Source organism: Robertmurraya kyonggiensis, assembly GCF_005116465.1.
GTDB lineage: Bacteria > Bacillota > Bacilli > Bacillales > Cytobacillaceae > Robertmurraya > Robertmurraya kyonggiensis.
Genome location: NZ_SWBM01000001.1, coordinates 544,867 through 564,342, shown reverse-complemented (window position 1 = coordinate 564,342; position 19,476 = coordinate 544,867). Strand labels below are relative to the sequence as shown.

Genomic DNA, 19,476 nt, shown 5'->3' with positions numbered 1-19,476 from the left:
TTTATGAAATTTGTTAAAAATGATCAAACCGCCGTGTTCGCATTAGGTGGGTTAGGTGAAATCGGTAAAAATACATATGCGGTTCAGTTTCAGGATGAAATCATCTTAATTGATGCGGGAATTAAGTTTCCAGAAGATGAACTGCTTGGAATTGACTATGTTATTCCCGATTATACGTACTTAGTAAAAAATGTAGATAAGATTAAGGGGCTTTTTGTAACGCACGGACATGAGGATCATATCGGTGGAATCCCCTACTTGTTAAGAGAAATCAATGTTCCGATTTATGGTGGAAAACTTGCATTAGGTCTTATTCGTAACAAATTAGAAGAGCACGGTTTATTAAGAACAGCAAAGCTTCACGAAATCCAAGAGGATGACGTGATTAAATTCAGAAAAACATCTGTAACGTTTTTCAGAACTACTCACAGTATCCCAGATTCATTTGGAATTGTTGTTAAAACACCGCCTGGACAAATTGTTCACACAGGGGATTTCAAGTTTGATTTTACTCCTGTGGGAGAGCCAGCTAACCTAACAAAAATGGCGGAAATCGGAAAAGAAGGCGTACTTTGCTTATTATCTGATAGTACAAATAGTGAAGTTCCTGATTTCACTATGTCAGAACGTCGGGTTGGAGATAACATCCATGATATTTTCAGAAAAGTAGATGGACGGATTATTTTCGCTACATTCGCATCCAACATTCATCGTTTACAACAGGTGACGGAAGCTGCGGTTGCGAACGGAAGAAAAATAGCTGTTTTCGGACGAAGCATGGAAGCAGCAATCAATATTGGTCAGGAACTAGGATATATCCGTGCTCCAAAAGATACATTTATTGATGCTCAGTCTATTAACCGTCTTCCAGCTAATCAAGTAACCATTTTATGTACAGGAAGTCAAGGGGAACCTATGGCAGCACTATCACGCATTGCCAATGGAACTCACCGTCAAATTCAAATCATCCCTGGTGATACAGTAGTGTTCTCATCATCACCTATTCCAGGCAATGCACTAAGTGTAAGTCGCACAATTAATATGCTATTCCGCGCTGGTGCAGAAGTAATCCATGGAAAATTAAGTGATATCCATACTTCTGGCCACGGTGGTCAAGAAGAACAGAAGCTTATGCTTCGCCTAATTAAACCAAAATTCTTTATGCCTATCCATGGTGAATATCGCATGCAAAGAATGCATATGAAACTTGCTACAGATTGTGGTGTGAAAGAAGAAAACTGCTTTATCATGGACAATGGTGAAGTACTCGCTCTAAGTGAAGATACTGCCCAAGTAGCAGGAAAAATCCCTTCAGGCAATGTCTACATTGATGGTAGTGGTATTGGAGATATCGGAAATATCGTGCTTCGTGACCGCAGAATTCTTTCTGAAGAAGGTCTTGTAGTCGTAGTTATTAGCATCAATATGAAGGACTTCAAGATTGCTTCTGGTCCAGATATCATCTCACGCGGATTCGTCTATATGCGTGAATCAGGTGACTTAATCAATGATGCTCAAAGCTTAATTTCCAAGCACTTAAATAAGGTAATGGAAAGAAGAACAACACAATGGTCTGAGATTAAAAATGAAATCACAGATACACTTGCACCATTCCTATATGAAAAAACAAAGCGTCGTCCAATGATTTTACCAATCATTATGGAAGTCTAAATAGTAAGGGGGTGTCCGAAATTACGGACACTCCCCTTTTTAAATTAGATATTCATCACTTTCTTTTCAAAACGACTGATGTCTGAATCTGCTCCAATGACAATTAAGACATCATTTTGGAGAATAACTTCAGAAGCTTGAGGAGACACATTTATATCATTTCCTCGTTTAATTGCTACAATGTTAATACCGTATTTTGCTCGTATATCGAGATCGATGATACTGTGACCAACCAAGCCGCCACCAGCAGCAATCTCGACAATGCTATGCTCATCAGACAGTTCTAGGTAGTCTAAAACACTATTTGACACGAGCTTGTGGGCAATTCTTCTACCCATATCTCTTTCAGGATGAACGACGGTGTCTGCCCCAATTTTTAACAGTACCTTTTCGTGGTAATCATTTTGTGCTTTTACAGTTATATGTTTAACCCCGAGCTCTTTCAAAATAAGGGTTGTTAAAATACTAGCTTGAATATCGTCTCCAATTGCTACAATCACATGGTCAAAGTTACGAATTCCTATACCTTTTAAAACAGACTCATCTGTAGTATCTCCCATGACTGCATGAGAAGCTATCATCGAGAATTCGTTAACACGTTCTTCCTTAAAATCAATCGCCATTACCTCTAAGCCTTGATCAGCCAATTCACGTACAATGCTTCCCCCGAATCGACCGAGTCCAATTACAGCAAATTCCTTCTTCACTTTCATTCCCCCGAGTAAATGATGTCCCTATTTTAGCATATTCTTGTAAAAGAAAATACAGTAGTTTATTTGCTACTTGTCATCGCCACGTTTGCTCCTCCAGCTTTTTCTCGTATATAAAAAGATCGGGATACCAAGTACTAAGAGCAATAAAAGAATAGGGATATTCCCAATCACGAGGACCACCAAGCCTGACGCGAGAGAAAGTAAATAATGAAGACTTGTGATGAACTGATTCTTTGTTCGTTCCCAAGTATTTAAATCCTTATTATCCACTTTTGGACTAGCAATTTTGTCTTCACTTAAAGAAATTGTAATAGTTGAAAAAGCACTCTGATTTTCTAGATACTTCATTCTCCCTAATATCTGTTCGATTTCTCCTTGCACATTAGCCAAGTCATTGGATATTTTTAAAAGGTCTTCTGTTTTTTCTGCCTGTTTCATAAACTCTAGCAAACGTTCTTCTACCACACGCTTAGATTTAAGCCTCGATTCAAGGTCTATGTACTCCTCCGTAATGTCTTCCCCATTCACAGTACGATTGTGTACCTTTACCGCCAACCCTTCCGTGTCATTTAGAAATGCCTGAAATTTATCTTGAGGAACCCTTGCGATAATTGTTCCACTATATATTTCTTCCACATCTTGATACGTATTGGATTCAACAATATAACCGCCATATTTTGCTGCTTTCGCTTCAATTTGAGTCATAGATTCTTGAAAATCCTTTACTTCAATACTTAGTTCCGCATTGTAAATGACCATTCGGTTTATCACTTGTGAAGGATTTTCCTCATTCTCACTACTGCCTTCTGTAATTGCAACATTTTCGGTTTTACTACTATCTTCAGCAGTTGCCTTATCCATTCCACTTTGTTCTGTACTCTCTTCCGATGCAGCACTACAAGCAGCCAAAACAAGTACGAGTGAAACTACTAGTAACATCCATAATCTTATTCTATACATCAAAATATCACCCCTTTTTTTGTTTGACGTGTAAAATTGGGAAAAGTTACAAAAATCCACTGTGTCCAAAATAATCGTAAAAAAAACGAACATTGTCACTAATGTTCGTTTTTTTGCTTATTATATTAAATGGCATTCAGCATATTAAACTGGGCTTTGATGAGGTGATAATACTCCCCTTTCAACTCCATCAATTGCTGATGATTTCCTTGCTCGATTATATTTCCATGGTCAAGGACAATAATATTATCCGACTCACGGATCGTCGATAATCGGTGAGCAATAATAATCGCCGTTCTTCCTTTAAGTAACGTACGTAATGCTTTTTGTATCTTTACTTCTGTTTCAGTATCAATACTAGCAGTCGCTTCATCTAGAATTAGAATACGTGGGTTTGCAAGGATTGCGCGTGCGAACGACAGGAGCTGACGCTCACCAACCGATAGCACATTTCCACGCTCTTCTACTTCAGTCTCATAACCATTAGGTAATCTTTCAATGAAGCTATTAGCACCTACAGCTTCTGCTGCACGTCTAACTTCATCATCCGTTGCCCTTGGATTTCCAAAACGAATATTTTCAGCAATCGTACCTGAAAAGATAAAGGTATCTTGAAGCACAACACTTATTTGCTCACGTAAATCCTTCAAGGAAACATCCCTCAAGTCATGTCCATCAATCAATACTTGACCACCTGTTGGGTCATAAAAGCGGCTAACAAGATTGGCAATTGTTGTTTTCCCTGAACCAGTATGCCCTACTAGGGCAACGGTTTGTCCGGCACCCATCTCTAGATTAATGCCTTTAAGAGCTGGACGTTTTTCATCATAAGAAAAGACAACATCCTTGAACTCAATATGTCCTTTTATCTCTTCTAATCGCTTATATTCATCTTTTTCGGAAACAATCGGTTTCTCATCTAAAAATTCAAAGATTCTCTCTGAAGAGGCCATTCCGATTAATAATTGGTTATACACTTGACCTAAACGGGAAATCGGTTCCCAGAACATTCCTAAATAAAAGGCAAAAGATACAAAGACACCGATAGTTAAGGATCCTGTTTGCATTAAGTGAACACCATACCAAATTAAAACCGCCGTCCCCACTGCATTCGTAAGCTCAACAAATGGTCTGAACATAGAGTTTTTCTTAGAGGCGACTCTCCAGCTTTCGAAAGTCTCGGTATTCACACCATCAAAGAATCCCATGTTTTCCCTTTCCTGTGTAAAAGATTGGGTCACTCGAATCCCTTGAATACTTTCATTCAAGTGAGAATTTAGCTTTGATTGATTCAAACGTACAATTTGCCATGAACGACGGATATTTCTTCTTAAGCTCGTCGTAATAAAAAACATGAGAGGAAGAATAACCATGACTGCCAATGTTAATTGAGGGCTTAAAGAAAACAGAATCGTAAATATCCCAACAAGTAAAATCATGTCCATCAATAGATTAATGACCCCATTCGTAAATAATTCCTGTAAGGAATTGATATCGTTCATAATACGAACGAGAATCGAGCCTGCTGAACGTTGATCAAAAAAGCGATGCGAAAGGCTCTGAACATGCGTAAATAGATGTTGACGCAAATCATAAATAACACTTTGCCCTAACTGATTCATCCATCGTATTCTTAGAATATTGGCGATATAAAATAAAGTATACAAAACAGCGATCCAAATAATTAATTGAGTCAACATGCCCGTATCTTTTTCAATAATCGCTTTGTCTAAAACGTATACCCCAATCATAATTGGGATGATGAGACGGACAGCTGTAGTTAGGAGTACCATCAGAACCGACAAAGGTAAGTAATTTTTACTATATGGCTTCATGTAACCAAAGAGCCTGATCATTTGTTGCCAGTTAAAAGGCTTTTCAATTACTTGTTCTGTAGAATACTGAAATCTTTTTAGTACATTTTCATTGATTGATTCCTTTTTCTTGTTCATCGAATCCCTCCTAACCTATCTGCTCTTGCATTACTTTTTCTTGATCCTGATATTGAATATTATAAATACGCTGATATGGACCATCATTCGAGACGAGAAATTCGTGTGTCCCACGCTCAACGATTTTACCATTCTCTAAAACGAGAATTTCGTCAGCGTGCTTCAAAGATGAAATACGATGAGCGATGATAAAGGTTGTACGGCCTTTCATAACTTCTTTTAATGCCTTCTGAATTTGAAACTCTGTTTCCATATCAACCGCGCTCGTCGCATCATCGAGAATCAAGATACTCGGATCAACACAGATAGAACGGGCAATGGCAATTCGTTGTTTTTGACCACCAGACAACCCCATGCCTCTTTCTCCTAACATCGTGTCATACCCATCTGGTAACTCCATGATAAATTCATGAGCTTGAGCTCTCTTCGCCGCATCGATAATTTCCTCCATCGTTGCATCAGGACGCCCGTATGAAATATTCGCCTTAATGGAGGACGAGAATAGAAATGATTCTTGCAAGACAAAGCCGATATTACTTCTTAATGAATGAAGAGAATAGTTTTTTACACTAACACCATCAATTAACACATCTCCGCGGATCGGCTCATAGAACCGTGTCATCAATTGAGTCAAACTCGTTTTTCCAGAACCTGTTGAACCAATTAGTCCAATTACTTTACCAGGTGCGGCTTGGAAGGTGATATCATACAATGCCTCCTGGTCATCTACCCCATAGCGAAGCGTTACATTTTCAAACTCAACATCACCTTTTAGCTTGTTGGCATGAATCGCTTCATCCATTTCCTTGATTTCGTTGTCTTCCTCAAGTATTTCTAGTAATCTCTCTCCAGAAGCCTTCGATTGTGAAAATAGATTGATTACGAAGCCAAGATTTGCAATCGGCCAAATGATATAGCCTACTAAGCTATAAAAAGCAACAAGCTCTCCCGGCTGGAGACTGTCGTTAATGACTAAATATCCTCCATAGGAAAATAGAAGCACGACACTGATATTCCCTAGAAACTCCATAAGCGGAAAATATTTAGCCCATATTCCAGAGGTAAAAAGATATTTGTCTTTATAATCACCATTGGAAGAATTGAATTTATCAATAACAAAGTCTTCACGAGATAAAGATTTTACAGTATTAATTCCGCTAATATTCTCCTGGACGTTTGTATTTAGTTTTCCAAAGGATTTTCGGATACCTCTGAAAGCAGGATGTACGGATTTTTCAAATTTATATACAACTATCGCTAAAAAAGGAAGTGTGGCTAATGTTACAAAAGTAAGCGATGGAGAATAGTAAAACATAACCCCAAATGTGGTTGCAATCAAAATGATCAATCGTAATAATTCAGAAAATCCAAAAGATAAAAAGAATCGAAAGCCTTCAACATCTGAAGTCAGCCTCGACATTAAATCCCCTGTCTTCGCATTATCATAATAGCGAAAAGGCAAGAATTGCAGCTTGCCATATAATGCATTTCTTAGTCTATATACAGAAGTGATCCCAAACAGTTCACCTGTATACTGATGAATATATGTTCCCGCCCCTTTAATAATCATAATCCCGATAAAACCTAGAGCTAAGTATGGAATCCATTCGTATTTTCCACCAAGAACTACTTCATCAATGGTAATTTGAAGAATAATTGGATAGACGACTGTAATTCCTGTAATGAGCAGCATAAACAAAATAGACCATAAAAAATACTTCTTATAAGGCCAATAAAACTCCTTAAGCTTTTTAAAAGTTTCCAAAATCCGTTCCCCCCCAGTTCTTCAAAAAAAAATTAGAACGTAACTACAAATATAACGGATTACGAAATAATTTGCCACTATTTTTGTGAATTATTTTCCTTTTTTGAAAACTTTTTATCTTTGATACAAGTCTGATTAATAAGAATAAGAAAAACCAGAGCTTTTTTGATTTAGCTCTGGTTCCCTTTGAACTTTATATATCTCGAAATGAACGAAATCGCTGTATCGATAGCATCCTCACTTGGATTCAACTTCGAATGGTGCAGACCAAATTCTGAATCAACACCAAGCCATAGCATGAAGCCAGGGATTTCTTTTAGCATATAACCAAAATCTTCGCCAGTCATTGCCTTTTCACATTCAATTACATTGATTTCGGTGTTCTCCGAAACAAAATCCATGAATTCTCTTGTTAATGTTTCTTCATTATATACCTGATAGTACATGCTTCCGTAATCAATGCTTGTTTCACATTCATATCCTACTTCGATTCCTTTTACAATCGCTTCAATTCTCTTTTTCACCTTAACCATTGACTCTGCAGAAAGGGTTCGAATGGTACCTTCAAGCCTTGCTTTCTCCGCAATGATATTTTGTACCGTACCACCTGTAATCTTTCCTATCGTGATAACTGCACTATCTAAAGGATTTACATTTCTTGCAACAATCGACTGTAATTGTGTGACGAGCGAACAAGCTGCCACAACCATATCATTCGTTTGATGAGGGTATGCAGCATGCCCGCCTTTGCCTTTTAAGTCAATAAATAACTCTGACGTATTAGCAAACAGTAAGCCTTCTTTCATTGCAATTGAACCTACAGGATATTCAGGAGCAACGTGAAGGGCAAAAATCATATCCGGCTTCCATTCCTTCATTATCTCCGACTTCAGCATCGGTTCTGCTCCACCTGGTCCTTCCTCTGCTGGTTGGAAAATAAACAATAGGTTATCCCTTATTGGATTTTGCACAAAATGAGTGACCAAGCCTAACGCAATACTCATATGGACATCATGCCCACATGCATGCATATTATCAGGATGCTCTGACTGAAACGGCAGGTTTGTCTCCTCAACGATCGGAAGTCCATCAATATCCGTTCGATAACCGATCGTTTTTTGTGGATTGAGCCCGTCGATCTTGACAAAAATTCCTGTTTTCCATGTTTTTATTTGGAGTCGATCTTGAGGTAAAGATTGTAAGTAATTCAACAAGTAGCTCTGCGTTTTATACTCTTGAAACCCTAGTTCAGGTATTTTGTGTAAGTCTCTACGAATTTGAACAAATGGCATTTCTCATCCCTCCGCCTATTAAGAAAGCGTGGATATATATCCACGCTTGAACTGTTTTATAGATTGCGTAATGACTGAATGATTTCTGTTTTTGATAATGTCTTCTCATCAATTTCTTTGATGACACGTGCCGGAACACCTGCAACCACTGTGTTTGGTGGTACATCATCAATTACGACCGCACCTGCTGCTACACGTGCACCTTTTCCAACCGTTACGCCTTCAAGAACAACAACGTTTGCACCGATAAGAACATCATCCTCGACAACTACAGGCTTAGCAGATGGTGGTTCAATAACACCGGCTAAAACGGAACCAGCACCGATATGGCAGTTCTTTCCGACTGTCGCCCTTCCTCCTAAAACAACGTTCATATCAATCATTGTTCCTTCGCCAATAACAGCACCGATGTTAATAGAAGCCCCCATCATAATAACTGCATTTTCACCGATTTCAACCTGGTCACGGATAACTGCACCTGGCTCAATTCGCGCTTTGATGTTTTTCATATCTAAAAGTGGAATTGCAGAATTTCTACGGTCGTTTTCCACTACATAATCTTCTACTTTTTCTTTGTTTGCTTCAAGAACTGGACCGATTTCGCTCCACTCTCCGAAAACTACACCAGTATTACCCGTGATGAAAGATTTTGAGTCTGTCCCAAAATCAATTCCTTCTAATTCACCCTTCACATATACCTTCACTGGTGTTGATTTCTTGCTATTTGCGATAAACGAAATAATTTCGTTTGCATCCATCATTTTAGTCATTTTTATACCTCCTATGTTTACTCATACATTTATTTATTATGTACATTCTGAATCTTACTTTAGCAAAATAGAAAAAGCAAAACAAGAAAAAACTATTTCTTTTCTTCTTCAATATGTTCTTGTATCAAACTAACAAAAGCCTGAACCTGTTTTAACTTAAAGGCCGATTCATAACCTAAGAGCCATGTATCTCTTTTAAGCGGATCCCCATTTTCATCCAGCAAAGGAATTTTAAAAATATCCTTCTCGCTTCCATTCAATGTAATCGCAGGAAGAATCGCATAACCAATTCCGTTGAAAGCCATTTGCTTACATGTCTCGATTTGATCAACAACGATCGTTCTTTTTGGCATCGTTTGAAATTGACGATGCCACCAGTCCTGAATTTCTTGAAAATAGTTCGAATCACTTTTAAATTGAATAAAAGGACGATCCGTAGTCAGCACTTGTTCGGGAGATGTGATTTCTTTATCAACCAAATATAAATGGTCTTCAAAAAGATGAATTTTCACACCCTTCCAATCAGGCGTCCCTCTGATAATTCCGATATGAACATCGTCCTCATAAATCGAACGTAAGATTTCACTGCTCCATCCAGTAATCAATTGAACTTTAGCATGCGGATACCGATCTACGAATCTCTTTAATACTTTTGGCAGCCAATTTTGACCTACGATAGATGCCACCGCAATTTTTAACGTCCCGTACACTTCAGAATTCATAGCGGTAATGGCTTCTTTCACCTTTTCTTCTTTTTCAAGAACTTCATTGACAAATTTAACAACAAGCTCTCCGGCAGGCGTCAACGTTAGCCCTTTTTGAGAACGAATAAAAAGCTTCGTGCCCCATTCATTTTCAATCGTCTGAAGTCTTTGACTTAAAGCTGGCTGGGATACGAATAATCGTTCTGCTGACTTGCGCATGTTCATTTCCGAAGCTAGCACAGAGAGAAGATGAAATGATGATAATGTTGACATACGCTCACACCTTCTTTATTAGGATTCTTTTTTCTTTGGTAGAAAAACAATTAGGATAAAACTGATCAATGCAAAAGCTAGGACAGCCAAATAAACCGTGTGAATCGATACAGTTAACCCATCTTGAAGTATATTTTTCACGCCATCCGAAAGTGCACTTCTCTGCTCTTCATTTAATAGAATATTAGCTGAGTCGAGCGTAAATTCTTCTGAAATCCCTTTACCATGTTCTTTCATATAAGCAATCATTTGGCTATTCAGAATTCCTCCAAGAAGGGCCGCACCGATCGTATTTCCAAGATTACGCATAAACATATTCGATGCCGTTGCAACACCTCGTTGTTCCCAAGAGACGGTGCTCTGAATTGAAACAATAAACGAAGTAGTCGTCATCCCCATCCCTACACCGACAAAAAAGGATCCAACTGCTGCCCATATCGGTCCCATTTCCGGAGTTAACAGGACAAAAATGATGCTTCCAATTACAAGTGAAACTCCACCAATTAATGATGTAACACGGAAACCAATTTTCAGAAGTAGGTTGCCTGCTACAGTAGAAGCGATAGGCCAACCAATCGACATCGTTGTTAAGGTAAATCCAGCTACAATCGGTTCTTCTTCCATTACACCTTGCACAAAGGTTGGGAGAAAACTTGATAATCCAATCAGCATAACACCTGTTGTCAGTGAAGTTACATTGGCAATAAAAATCGATTTTTCCTTCCAAATCGAGAATGGCATCATTGGTTCTGCGGCTCTTCTTTCTTGGAAGATAAATAGAATGAGTGCAGTAATACTAACTACAATTAACGAAATAGCCGGTGCAGAATTCCAAGCCCAATGAGTGCCTCCTTCTACTAAAATTAGCATTAAGGTTGATATTCCGGTCGTCAATAGAATAGCTCCAAGAAAATCAATCTTATGTTTTTTCTTTTCAACACTTTCATGTAAAAATAAAATCAGTCCGATCATTGCTAAAATACCTAATGGAACATTAATCCAAAAAACATATTGCCAGCTAACATATTGTACAAGAATTCCTCCAATTGCTGGTCCTAGTATGGCCGAAACTCCCCAAACACTAGCTAAATACCCCTGAATTTTTGCCCTTTCCTCCATCGTGTAAATATCTCCAACAATGGTACTAGCTATAGGCATGACCGCTCCTGCACCAAATCCTTGAACAAAACGAAAAATGATCAGCATCGTCATCGTTTCGGCGAACCCACAAAGTATCGAACCGAATAAAAAGACGATAATACCAAAGACAAGGATGGGTTTTCTCCCATATAAATCTGACAGTTTCCCATAAATTAAAACGGTTACTGAATTCATTAGTAGATACGATGAAAAAATCCAGCTATAGCGAGCAAATCCCCCGAGATCACCCACAATAGCTGGCATCGCCGTTGCTACAATCGTCGCTTCAATGGCCGCCATAAACATGGCTAACATCACTGCAGCTAGTACCAATGACCTTTTGGTTTGCTTTTTGTTTTTTATTAACGGGTTATGTATAGCTTCTTCCATTTCACACCTCTACCAACAAAAATTGAGCCCCCTAAATTAGGAGGCTTATGACTGATTATCTGTATGATTACGCATTTTCATTTAGCTGAATTAAAACTGCTCTTCTTGTTAATATTCCTTCAAAAAGTCCTTCTTTGTTTTCAACACAAAGGAACGGATGGTCAATTAACAAGCTAAGGCATGTTTTAAGCGATGAATCAATCTGAATTCTTGGGATTTCTTGATTCATGATTTCTTCGACGCACTGTGTTTCTAATTTCTCAAATTCAATTCTTTCCAAACCAAGGATAGCATCCATAATCAATGGGGTACTAATCAATCCGTGTAGCTTAAATTGTGGATCAAGCACTGGGATAGCTGAATAACCACTTTTGGTCAGTACTAATAGAGCGTGCTCCAAGCTGTTCTTCACTTGAACATGAGCAACCCGTTCAGAAGGAATCATTAAATCTTGAATGTTAATCTCCAAAAATTCTTCACTGTGTAGACTTACCATAGTCGAAAACTCCCCATCATTGTTTTCATTCCTATTTTATTCTATCACAGTTTCGTGCTTGACACCTTGTATAAACACCTAAAAATTTTCCAATTAACCTTTACTTGTTTGAATGTTCCTGACTTCATAATGACACTCAGGACATTTATATATAACATTTTGGTTAGATTGAGCAGTTAAAACATGATCCATTTCTACCTCAGAGTGACACTTAGGACATTTCACTGTTGGCAACAAATACATCACCCCAACTTTTTGGTATTATACTCTACGGGAAAACATCGTGGAATGTTATTTTCCCTTCGCTATACTACGGGAAAAAAATCAAGGAAAGATATTTTCGCTCCGCTACGGGAAAAAAACGTGGAATGATATTTTCGCTCCGCTACGCTTCGCGAAAAATCATTACTGAATTAGGTCAAAGATTTCGATTGTGATCATATCGATATTATCAAACTGATAACGTTTAGGCTTTTCTTTTTCGTAATAAACCTCTAACTCAAAAGTTTCAGTTTTTGGATGATATGTAACCTGACACTTTCGTTCTCCATTCACCTCAAAAAAACGTTGTGCAGATTCTCCACTGCTTCCTTGCTCCTGAAGACTTTTTAAACGTGTGATGATACCTTGAAGCTGTGACATATTCCCTCTCCTTTCAAAAACAAAACCAGTGTATGCTTACGCTTTACAATTAGGTTTCTCTTTTGACATGTTATTATCCATATGGATTAATTTCAGAAAATTCTTTCCGTTACCTTTACATGCCAGTATTAACAGAATAAAATAATGAAAGATGTTTGTACATGAAAAAGCTGTAAAAAGGGGGATTTTTTTTGAAAAAAGTTGAGAAGCTTGCGGATAATATTTACTTAATCGATGGATTTGATCTAAATATGCCTGATCGCACAGGTACATATGTGTTAACTGAAAGCGAGTTAACAATCATTGAAACAAGTGCGAGTCCTTCCGTTCCCTACATTATTGATGGCCTTCATGAATTGGGCTTTTCACCTAAAGATATTAAATATATTATTGTTACGCATATTCACTTAGACCATGCAGGTGGTGCAGGTTTAATATTGGAACAATGCCCTGAAGCAAAAGTCATTGTTCATCCTAAAGGCAAAAGACATTTAGCGGATCCTTCAAGACTAATTGCAGGCGCACGCGCTGTTTACGGTGACAAATTCGATTCACTCTTTGACCCGCTTATCCCTATCCCTGAAGATCGTCTAATCGAAAAGAACGATCAAGAAACTCTTATAATTAGTGAAGACTGCACCTTAACCTTCTATGACACTCCAGGACATGCCAATCACCACTTCAGCATTCACCATCCAAAGGTGAATGGAATGTTTACCGGCGATACAGTTGGAATCCGATATTCAACTTTGCTTGAAGAAGGCGTTGAATTTTATTTACCTAGCACCTCTCCAAATCAGTTTGATCCTAATAAAATGCTTGCATCCATTGAACTTTGTAAGAGCTTAAATTTGAGCGGAATCTTTTTTGGACATTATGGCTTGTCAAAAAATCCAAATGAGGTATATAAGCAGGTAGCTTTTTGGCTGAATAAATTTATTGAGGCTGGGAAAAAAGGCTATTCGGAAGGAACAACATTTGAAGAACAAGCGCAAATTACTGCAGAAGAATTAATACAGAAAGTAACCCTACATCTTGAAGAATTAGGTGTTTCCCGCACTCATGAAGTACACAATGTCCTTAAACTAGACATGGAAGTTAGTTCGATGGGGCTTATTGATTATCTTCATAAGCAAAATCATTTATAATAAGAAAAAGAATGTTTTTGGAGGAAAAGAATTTTGACTACGATCACAATCTACACACAACCTGATTGTCCCCCTTGTGAAATTGCGAAGCTCTTTTTAAAAGAATACGGATTTACTTATGAGCTAAAGGATATTAAACAGGATGGCCATGCTCGAAATGAGCTTATTAATAAATACAACTCATTTTCAACACCGACCTTTGTTATAAATAAGGAAACTGTCGTAACCGGCTTTGATATTGAAAAACTAAAAGAAATCCTACAAATTGAAGATTGAAAAAAGGGCCTCACAAAAGAGGCCCTTACCAATTTAGTACTGCGATTAAGATAATTAGAAGTACTAATACAAAAAACAATAAATAGGTTAAGAAAACAGGATTCTTTTGAAAAATCCCTTCCTGAACACGTCCAGGTATCGCTGTATCGAGTTCTCCTTTTAATCGTCTCTGACTTTTTGCTACTGCGGCCGTATAACCAAGTGCAAATATGACCACTACAACAACAAATATAGCTAATACAAGCATGTATGTGCTCATGTACATCTCACCCTTAAGGAATTGTATTAATGTTACGTTTCCTTGATTAATGGCTCAATATACACTCATACGATTACCAATTTAAAGTAATTCATGATGATCTGAGATGAAATCATAAGAAATATCGATGAATAGAAATTGTTTATCCTTTAGAGGATACGAAAAGGTACGAATATTTTCTCCTGTTTCAATATCACTATATAAATCCGATAAGATCCCCTTTCTCTCTTTACGCATCTTCAGAATATTTTCAAGGAAATACGGTCTCCAGCTCCAATTTTTGTGTAAATATTCTTTTTGAACGAGCCAACCGGATTGGGCTTTAAAAATGTTTGGAGAAAGCTGAAAGCCATCTTCATCACATATATACATTCGAAAAGCGAATTGTTCCATCTCCTTAGCAAGGACCTTAAGCAATTCCTCATATTTTTCTATTTTTCGATGCTTTTGGAGAAGCTCTGATACATTCGTCTGAAAACCTTCTGTTTGCTCAAATTGAGCTTCTAGCTTTTTCTTTTCACTATTGATAAACATTTGGCATTCTTTTTTCAGCTTTTCTTTCAGAACATTGCGATCAACAAATTGAGCATCTGGTTTTTGCAAGTAATAACCCTGATAGTACCTTCCGCCATTTTTCCATGCATATTGAAGCTGGTAAACCATCTCAATATTTTCAAACAGTAAGGTTGCTCCAATTTTTCTCGCTAAAAGTGAGTAAGAATAAATAATATCCTGAAAGCTTGGTGCCAAATTAATCGAACGAAGTGCCTGAAGATCTACCTTTAAAATATTTGGCGAAATTAAACCGATTAGGTCGATTTGATGACTATTATCTCCTAGCTTATCAAAGGCGATTTTTATGCCGTAAGTTTTGTAATATGTAATTAAATGTCCTAGACGCTCCATATCTTCTGGGTTCTTATTTAAAGAAATTTCAATAACAATCCGATCTACACTCATGCCTTGTTTGTCAAATTCTAAAAGAAGATCAAGCAACGATTCGTCATCATACAATAAGAGGTCTGCATCTCGATTAATGAATAACATAATATCGTCATCAAGTAATGAAGCCTGCTCAAGTGCTTTCCGTAAAACCGTATTATCTAGATCGAGGCGATACTCCTCAGGGATTGTTTCATCAAGAAAATATGGACCTAAACTAATGTAACCGTCATCGCTTTTGTATCTACCTAAAACTTCATAACCAACTACACGATGCTCGTCGGCACTGAATATCGGTTGAAAGAAAGGAACAACGTTATCTAGGTCGGTTAAGATATCCAATGCATCCATCTTGCATACCTCCTTATGAAAAAGATTATACCACGCAATTAGGTACCTATAACGAACTAGCTGTTAACAAAAAAGTATAATTAGAGAAGGAAATGAAATTTTGAGGGCGACTTTGAAAAAAAGCCGCGAAATGTAGATTCGTTGAAGCTTCTCCTAACTTATCACACTAAAAAATGAAACATAGTTCATTTTTATTTTAGCATAATCGCATGAATTTTCGTATAAATCGAAAGCAAATTATGAGTGAAAACACCCTTCTTTTTCACAAAATTGTTTGTTAACATAAGAAATAAGGCAAAATCACAAAAATATTGTACAAGTGTCGATTTGTTTTATTTTTAGGATACGCATTAGCGACCTGTTCTCTTAGGTCGACCATGCTCTCTATAGTGCAATCAACAAGTAAGTTTATCAGAATCTGAATGTTAGGTTGGTAGAAAAAATGCCGAAAAAGGTTACTCGAAGGTCCTTTTTAAAAAGACTTCTAGGATCATTTTTTACAACAATTTGCTTTGCTGCTGGAGGATATACATACGCAGGGAGAATTGAACCAAAGCTACTAAAAATCAATAAGCTCCAAATCCAACACAAAGATATTCCCACAAGCTTCCGTAATTTTAGAATTGTTCAATTTAGTGACACTCACTTAGGCTTTCAATATACATTAGAACAGCTAGACAAATTAGTAGACCGTATAAATGAAATTCAGCCAGACATCTTGTTTTTCACTGGAGATTTACTTGACGAACCCAATAAATATATGGAACCAGAGAATGCTGTTGCGATATTGCAAAGACTGCAAGCTCCTTTTGGAAAATATGCTGTATATGGGAACCATGACCATGGTGGATATGGTACTGATATTTATCGAAACATGATGGAAGAGTCCGGATTCAGACTTCTTTTAAATGAATCTACTAAAATCTCGAAAGAAACGGGAGAAGCCCTCTATCTTTTAGGAATTGACGATGCCATGCTTGGTACCCCAGATATATCTGCTGCTACAGCAAATGTTCCTGCAGAGGCCTATAAAATTCTTCTATCTCATGCACCTGATTTGGCTGATATTGCAGAAGACTATAATATTCAACTTCAATTGAGTGGGCATAGCCATGGTGGACAAATCCAAATCCCGTTTCTTGGTGCGCTTGTTAAACCACCCTACGGGGAAAAGTATTTTGAAGGATTCTATACGATAGGGAATGTGAGTCCACTCACTTTATACGTAAATCGAGGTTTAGGTACGACAAGATTACCTTTTCGTTTTCTTTCCCCGCCGGAGTTAACTGTTTTCACTTTAATTAATGGATAGGGTTCAAACAAAAAAATGGCTAAGTAATTTAGCCATTTTTTTGCATTAATTTATAACGATCTCATGATTGCTTTTAAACAGATTGAATTCCACATCCTGTGCACTGATCGGTCTAGAATATAGATACCCTTGTCCTTTGTGACAGTTTGCTTTCATTAGAAACTCGGCTTGTTCCTTCTCTTCAATTCCTTCAGCTACCACCTCTAAGCCAAGACTATTGGCTAAGTGAATAATTGTAGTCGTAATCGCAGCATCTTTTTCATTGCTAATAACATCTCGTACAAACGATTGATCAATTTTTAATACATCAATCGGAAACTGCTTGATGTAGTTTAAGGAAGAATAGCCTGTTCCAAAATCATCAATCGAGATAGTTACTCCTAGTTCCTTTAAGCTTTTTAAAATTGGAGATGTTTCACCTGTATCCTGCATCGCACCCTCGGTAATTTCAATTTCAAGCAAGGATGGTTCAATTTTGTATTTTTCAATCGAATCTTTGATCGTTTCGACTAATTTAGGCTGTAAAAATTGTTTTGGTGAAATATTTATGGCGATTTTTATTCCTCTATCACCTAATGAAGACCATTCACTAATTTGCTTACATGCTGTGTCAATGACCCAATTACCAATAGGAACAATAAGACCTGTATCTTCAGCAAGTGGAATAAAATCATTTGGAGAAATCATCCCCAGCTCTTTACTATTCCAACGTAATAATGCTTCAAAGCTATTCACCTGACCAGATGCTAAATCTACTTGTGGCTGATAATACAAGATAAACTCTTTCTTAGCCAATGCCTTCCGCAAATGTGTCTCTAATTCAACAATATGGGAAACAGCTGAGTTCATTTCCGTTCGATAAAATTGAAAATGAGCCTTTCCTCTTTCTTTCACGCTAAAAAGTGCTTCATCTGCATTTTTAATGAGCATTTCAGCATTTTTTCCATCATTCGGAAACATGCTAATTCCGATGCTTGGTGAAATAAAATATTCTTGATAGTTCAAATAGAAGGATTTCGAAAAGAGATTTAGAATCTTCTGAGCAAGATAAGTTGCCCCTCTTCTATCACCAACATAAAGAATACTATACTCATCTCCACCTAGGCGATAGACTCTGACATTTTTATTACTATATTCACTTAAACGTTCTGCTACTTGAATTAAAATCCGATCACCTGCAAGATGACCTAGCGTATCGTTTAAATACTTAAAACGGTCCAGGTCAATTGAAAGCAAAGCAAATGTACCAGACTTCTTTTTATTTTTCTTAATCGCTTCTTCTAAATCATTTAACAACGCTCTTCGATTATATAATCCTGTCAAATGGTCATGAAAGGCCATATATTTGATCGTTTCCGCATTTTCAGCTTGCTCAGAAATATCTCTTGTCATCACATATGCACCAGTAATTTCTGAGTTGATTACAATCGGAACAATTTTAATTTGTGTCGTTAAGAAGTACCCCTTTGAATGAATAACACGACAATCAAGTGATTCTTGTGCTACTCCGGATGTTGTTGTTTTATTAAATAGCTCCCTGAATTTTTGAATATCTTCCTCAGGTAGTAAGTCATAAAATGAACGTTTACTTACTTGCTTTTTCGTATAGCCTGACAACTTTTGTCCAGCAGGATTAACTTCTAGTATTTTTCCTTCTAAGGTAACAGTAAAAACGCCATCTAAGTTATGATCTACGATGGAACGATATTTCTGCTCAGCATTAATTAGGCTATTTCGTTCTACCGTTAAATCGGTCACATCTCGCGTTACTGCAACAATATATTTAATTTCGTTTTTCTCATTCTTCACAGGAGTTAAGATAGACTCTGCAAATCCCATTTGTCCATTCGGAAACTTAAGTTGGTCTGAGAATGTAACACTCTCACTAGTACTTAATACTTCCTCATATCCTTTTAGTATTTCCATATAACGATCAAGCGGCAAAACTTCTTCCATTGTTTTACCAATTGCATTCTCAGATAAACCAGCGTATAGTAAGCCCATTTCGTTAACAAATAGGTAGCGAAACTTTGGACCCTTTTCTACTTTCATCACATATACCATATGTTTAACATAATTAAATATTAGATTATAGATGATTCTTTCTACAGTTTTGCTGACTTTTCTTGTTTGTTCGATTTGCCCCATTCTCTCTAAGAGAGGATCCATTCTTCCAACCTCATTCCATTGCAAAGGTTTTAATTGCAGCGCCAAAAACCCTTTTTTTCTCTGTCTGTATGTATTTATTATCTGAATAAACTAATAAGTCCTTATTATTATACCATTACTTATTTACTAGAATCAATTTACTATTATTAATTATATAGGAAAAAACGAACATTAAAATGGAAATTCCTCCTTTTTATATTTTATTAACGAAGGTTTTTTGAAAAAATGAATGGCCATATTCGCTTTTTTAT

Annotated in this window: 17 protein-coding genes; 4 read left to right on the top strand and 13 right to left on the bottom strand. The window is 37.1% G+C overall.

Features of this window, described 5'->3' with window-relative positions; translation table 11 throughout:
- Nucleotides 1–3: 3 nt before the first annotated feature.
- Nucleotides 4–1,671, top strand: a complete 1,668-nt coding sequence (gene rnjA, locus FA727_RS02805; RefSeq protein ID WP_136829207.1) for a ribonuclease J1 — start codon at nt 4–6, stop codon at nt 1,669–1,671.
- A gap of 44 nt (nt 1,672–1,715) precedes the next feature.
- Here the strand turns inward: rnjA and FA727_RS02800 are convergent, their stop codons facing one another.
- The 10 genes from FA727_RS02800 to FA727_RS02755 form a co-directional block, all read right to left on the bottom strand.
- Nucleotides 1,716–2,384 (bottom strand): potassium channel family protein, encoded by a 669-nt coding sequence (locus tag FA727_RS02800; RefSeq protein ID WP_136829206.1) that lies wholly within the window; start codon nt 2,382–2,384, stop codon nt 1,716–1,718.
- Nucleotides 2,385–2,450: 66 nt separating this feature from the next.
- Nucleotides 2,451–3,344 (bottom strand): DUF4349 domain-containing protein, encoded by an 894-nt coding sequence (locus FA727_RS02795; RefSeq protein WP_136829205.1) that lies wholly within the window; start codon nt 3,342–3,344, stop codon nt 2,451–2,453.
- Nucleotides 3,345–3,469: 125 nt separating this feature from the next.
- Nucleotides 3,470–5,296: an ABC transporter ATP-binding protein gene (locus tag FA727_RS02790; RefSeq protein WP_136829204.1), complete on the bottom strand. Its 1,827-nt coding sequence runs from the start codon at nt 5,294–5,296 to the stop codon at nt 3,470–3,472.
- A gap of 10 nt (nt 5,297–5,306) precedes the next feature.
- Nucleotides 5,307–7,061: an ABC transporter ATP-binding protein gene (locus tag FA727_RS02785; protein ID WP_136829203.1), complete on the bottom strand. Its 1,755-nt coding sequence runs from the start codon at nt 7,059–7,061 to the stop codon at nt 5,307–5,309.
- 170 nt (nt 7,062–7,231) lie between these two features.
- Nucleotides 7,232–8,353 carry an N-acetyldiaminopimelate deacetylase gene (locus FA727_RS02780; protein ID WP_136829202.1) on the bottom strand — a complete coding sequence of 374 codons (1,122 nt, stop codon included), beginning with the start codon at nt 8,351–8,353 and terminating at the stop codon, nt 7,232–7,234.
- Nucleotides 8,354–8,409: 56 nt separating this feature from the next.
- A complete protein-coding gene (gene dapD, locus FA727_RS02775; RefSeq protein ID WP_136829201.1) occupies nt 8,410–9,123 on the bottom strand; it encodes a 2,3,4,5-tetrahydropyridine-2,6-dicarboxylate N-acetyltransferase in 714 nt (237 codons plus the stop codon).
- Nucleotides 9,124–9,215: 92 nt separating this feature from the next.
- The gene (gene ccpC, locus FA727_RS02770; protein WP_136829200.1) at nt 9,216–10,100 is read right to left on the bottom strand and encodes a transcriptional regulator CcpC; all 885 of its coding nucleotides are present in this window, start codon (nt 10,098–10,100) and stop codon (nt 9,216–9,218) included.
- An 18-nt stretch (nt 10,101–10,118) separates the two neighbouring features.
- A complete protein-coding gene (locus FA727_RS02765; RefSeq protein WP_136829199.1) occupies nt 10,119–11,630 on the bottom strand; it encodes an MDR family MFS transporter in 1,512 nt (503 codons plus the stop codon).
- 67 nt (nt 11,631–11,697) lie between these two features.
- Nucleotides 11,698–12,126: a cyclic-di-AMP-binding protein CbpB gene (cbpB, locus tag FA727_RS02760; RefSeq protein ID WP_136829198.1), complete on the bottom strand. Its 429-nt coding sequence runs from the start codon at nt 12,124–12,126 to the stop codon at nt 11,698–11,700.
- 405 nt (nt 12,127–12,531) lie between these two features.
- A complete protein-coding gene (locus FA727_RS02755) occupies nt 12,532–12,768 on the bottom strand; it encodes a YkuJ family protein (RefSeq protein ID WP_126408444.1) in 237 nt (78 codons plus the stop codon).
- Between the two features lie 191 nt (nt 12,769–12,959).
- On the opposite strand from FA727_RS02755, the gene FA727_RS02750 reads away from it, so the two are divergent.
- Entirely contained in the window at nt 12,960–13,916 is a 957-nt protein-coding gene (locus tag FA727_RS02750) for an MBL fold metallo-hydrolase (RefSeq protein ID WP_136829197.1), read from the top strand.
- A gap of 33 nt (nt 13,917–13,949) precedes the next feature.
- Complete coding sequence (locus FA727_RS02745) at nt 13,950–14,192, top strand: glutaredoxin family protein (RefSeq protein ID WP_136829196.1); 243 nt, start codon at nt 13,950–13,952, stop codon at nt 14,190–14,192.
- Nucleotides 14,193–14,217: 25 nt separating this feature from the next.
- Here FA727_RS02745 and FA727_RS02740 read toward each other — a convergent pair whose 3' ends face one another.
- Entirely contained in the window at nt 14,218–14,451 is a 234-nt protein-coding gene (locus tag FA727_RS02740; RefSeq protein WP_136829195.1) for a hypothetical protein, read from the bottom strand.
- Nucleotides 14,452–14,532: 81 nt separating this feature from the next.
- On the bottom strand, nt 14,533–15,744 hold the full coding sequence (locus FA727_RS02735) for an EAL domain-containing protein (protein ID WP_136829194.1): 1,212 nt from the start codon (nt 15,742–15,744) through the stop codon (nt 14,533–14,535).
- Nucleotides 15,745–16,186: 442 nt separating this feature from the next.
- Between FA727_RS02735 and FA727_RS02730 the strand changes: the two genes are divergently transcribed.
- Nucleotides 16,187–17,056: a metallophosphoesterase gene (locus FA727_RS02730; RefSeq protein WP_136829193.1), complete on the top strand. Its 870-nt coding sequence runs from the start codon at nt 16,187–16,189 to the stop codon at nt 17,054–17,056.
- Nucleotides 17,057–17,101: 45 nt separating this feature from the next.
- Here FA727_RS02730 and FA727_RS02725 read toward each other — a convergent pair whose 3' ends face one another.
- Nucleotides 17,102–19,249: a sensor domain-containing protein gene (locus FA727_RS02725; RefSeq protein ID WP_246041672.1), complete on the bottom strand. Its 2,148-nt coding sequence runs from the start codon at nt 19,247–19,249 to the stop codon at nt 17,102–17,104.
- Nucleotides 19,250–19,476 lie beyond the last annotated feature (227 nt).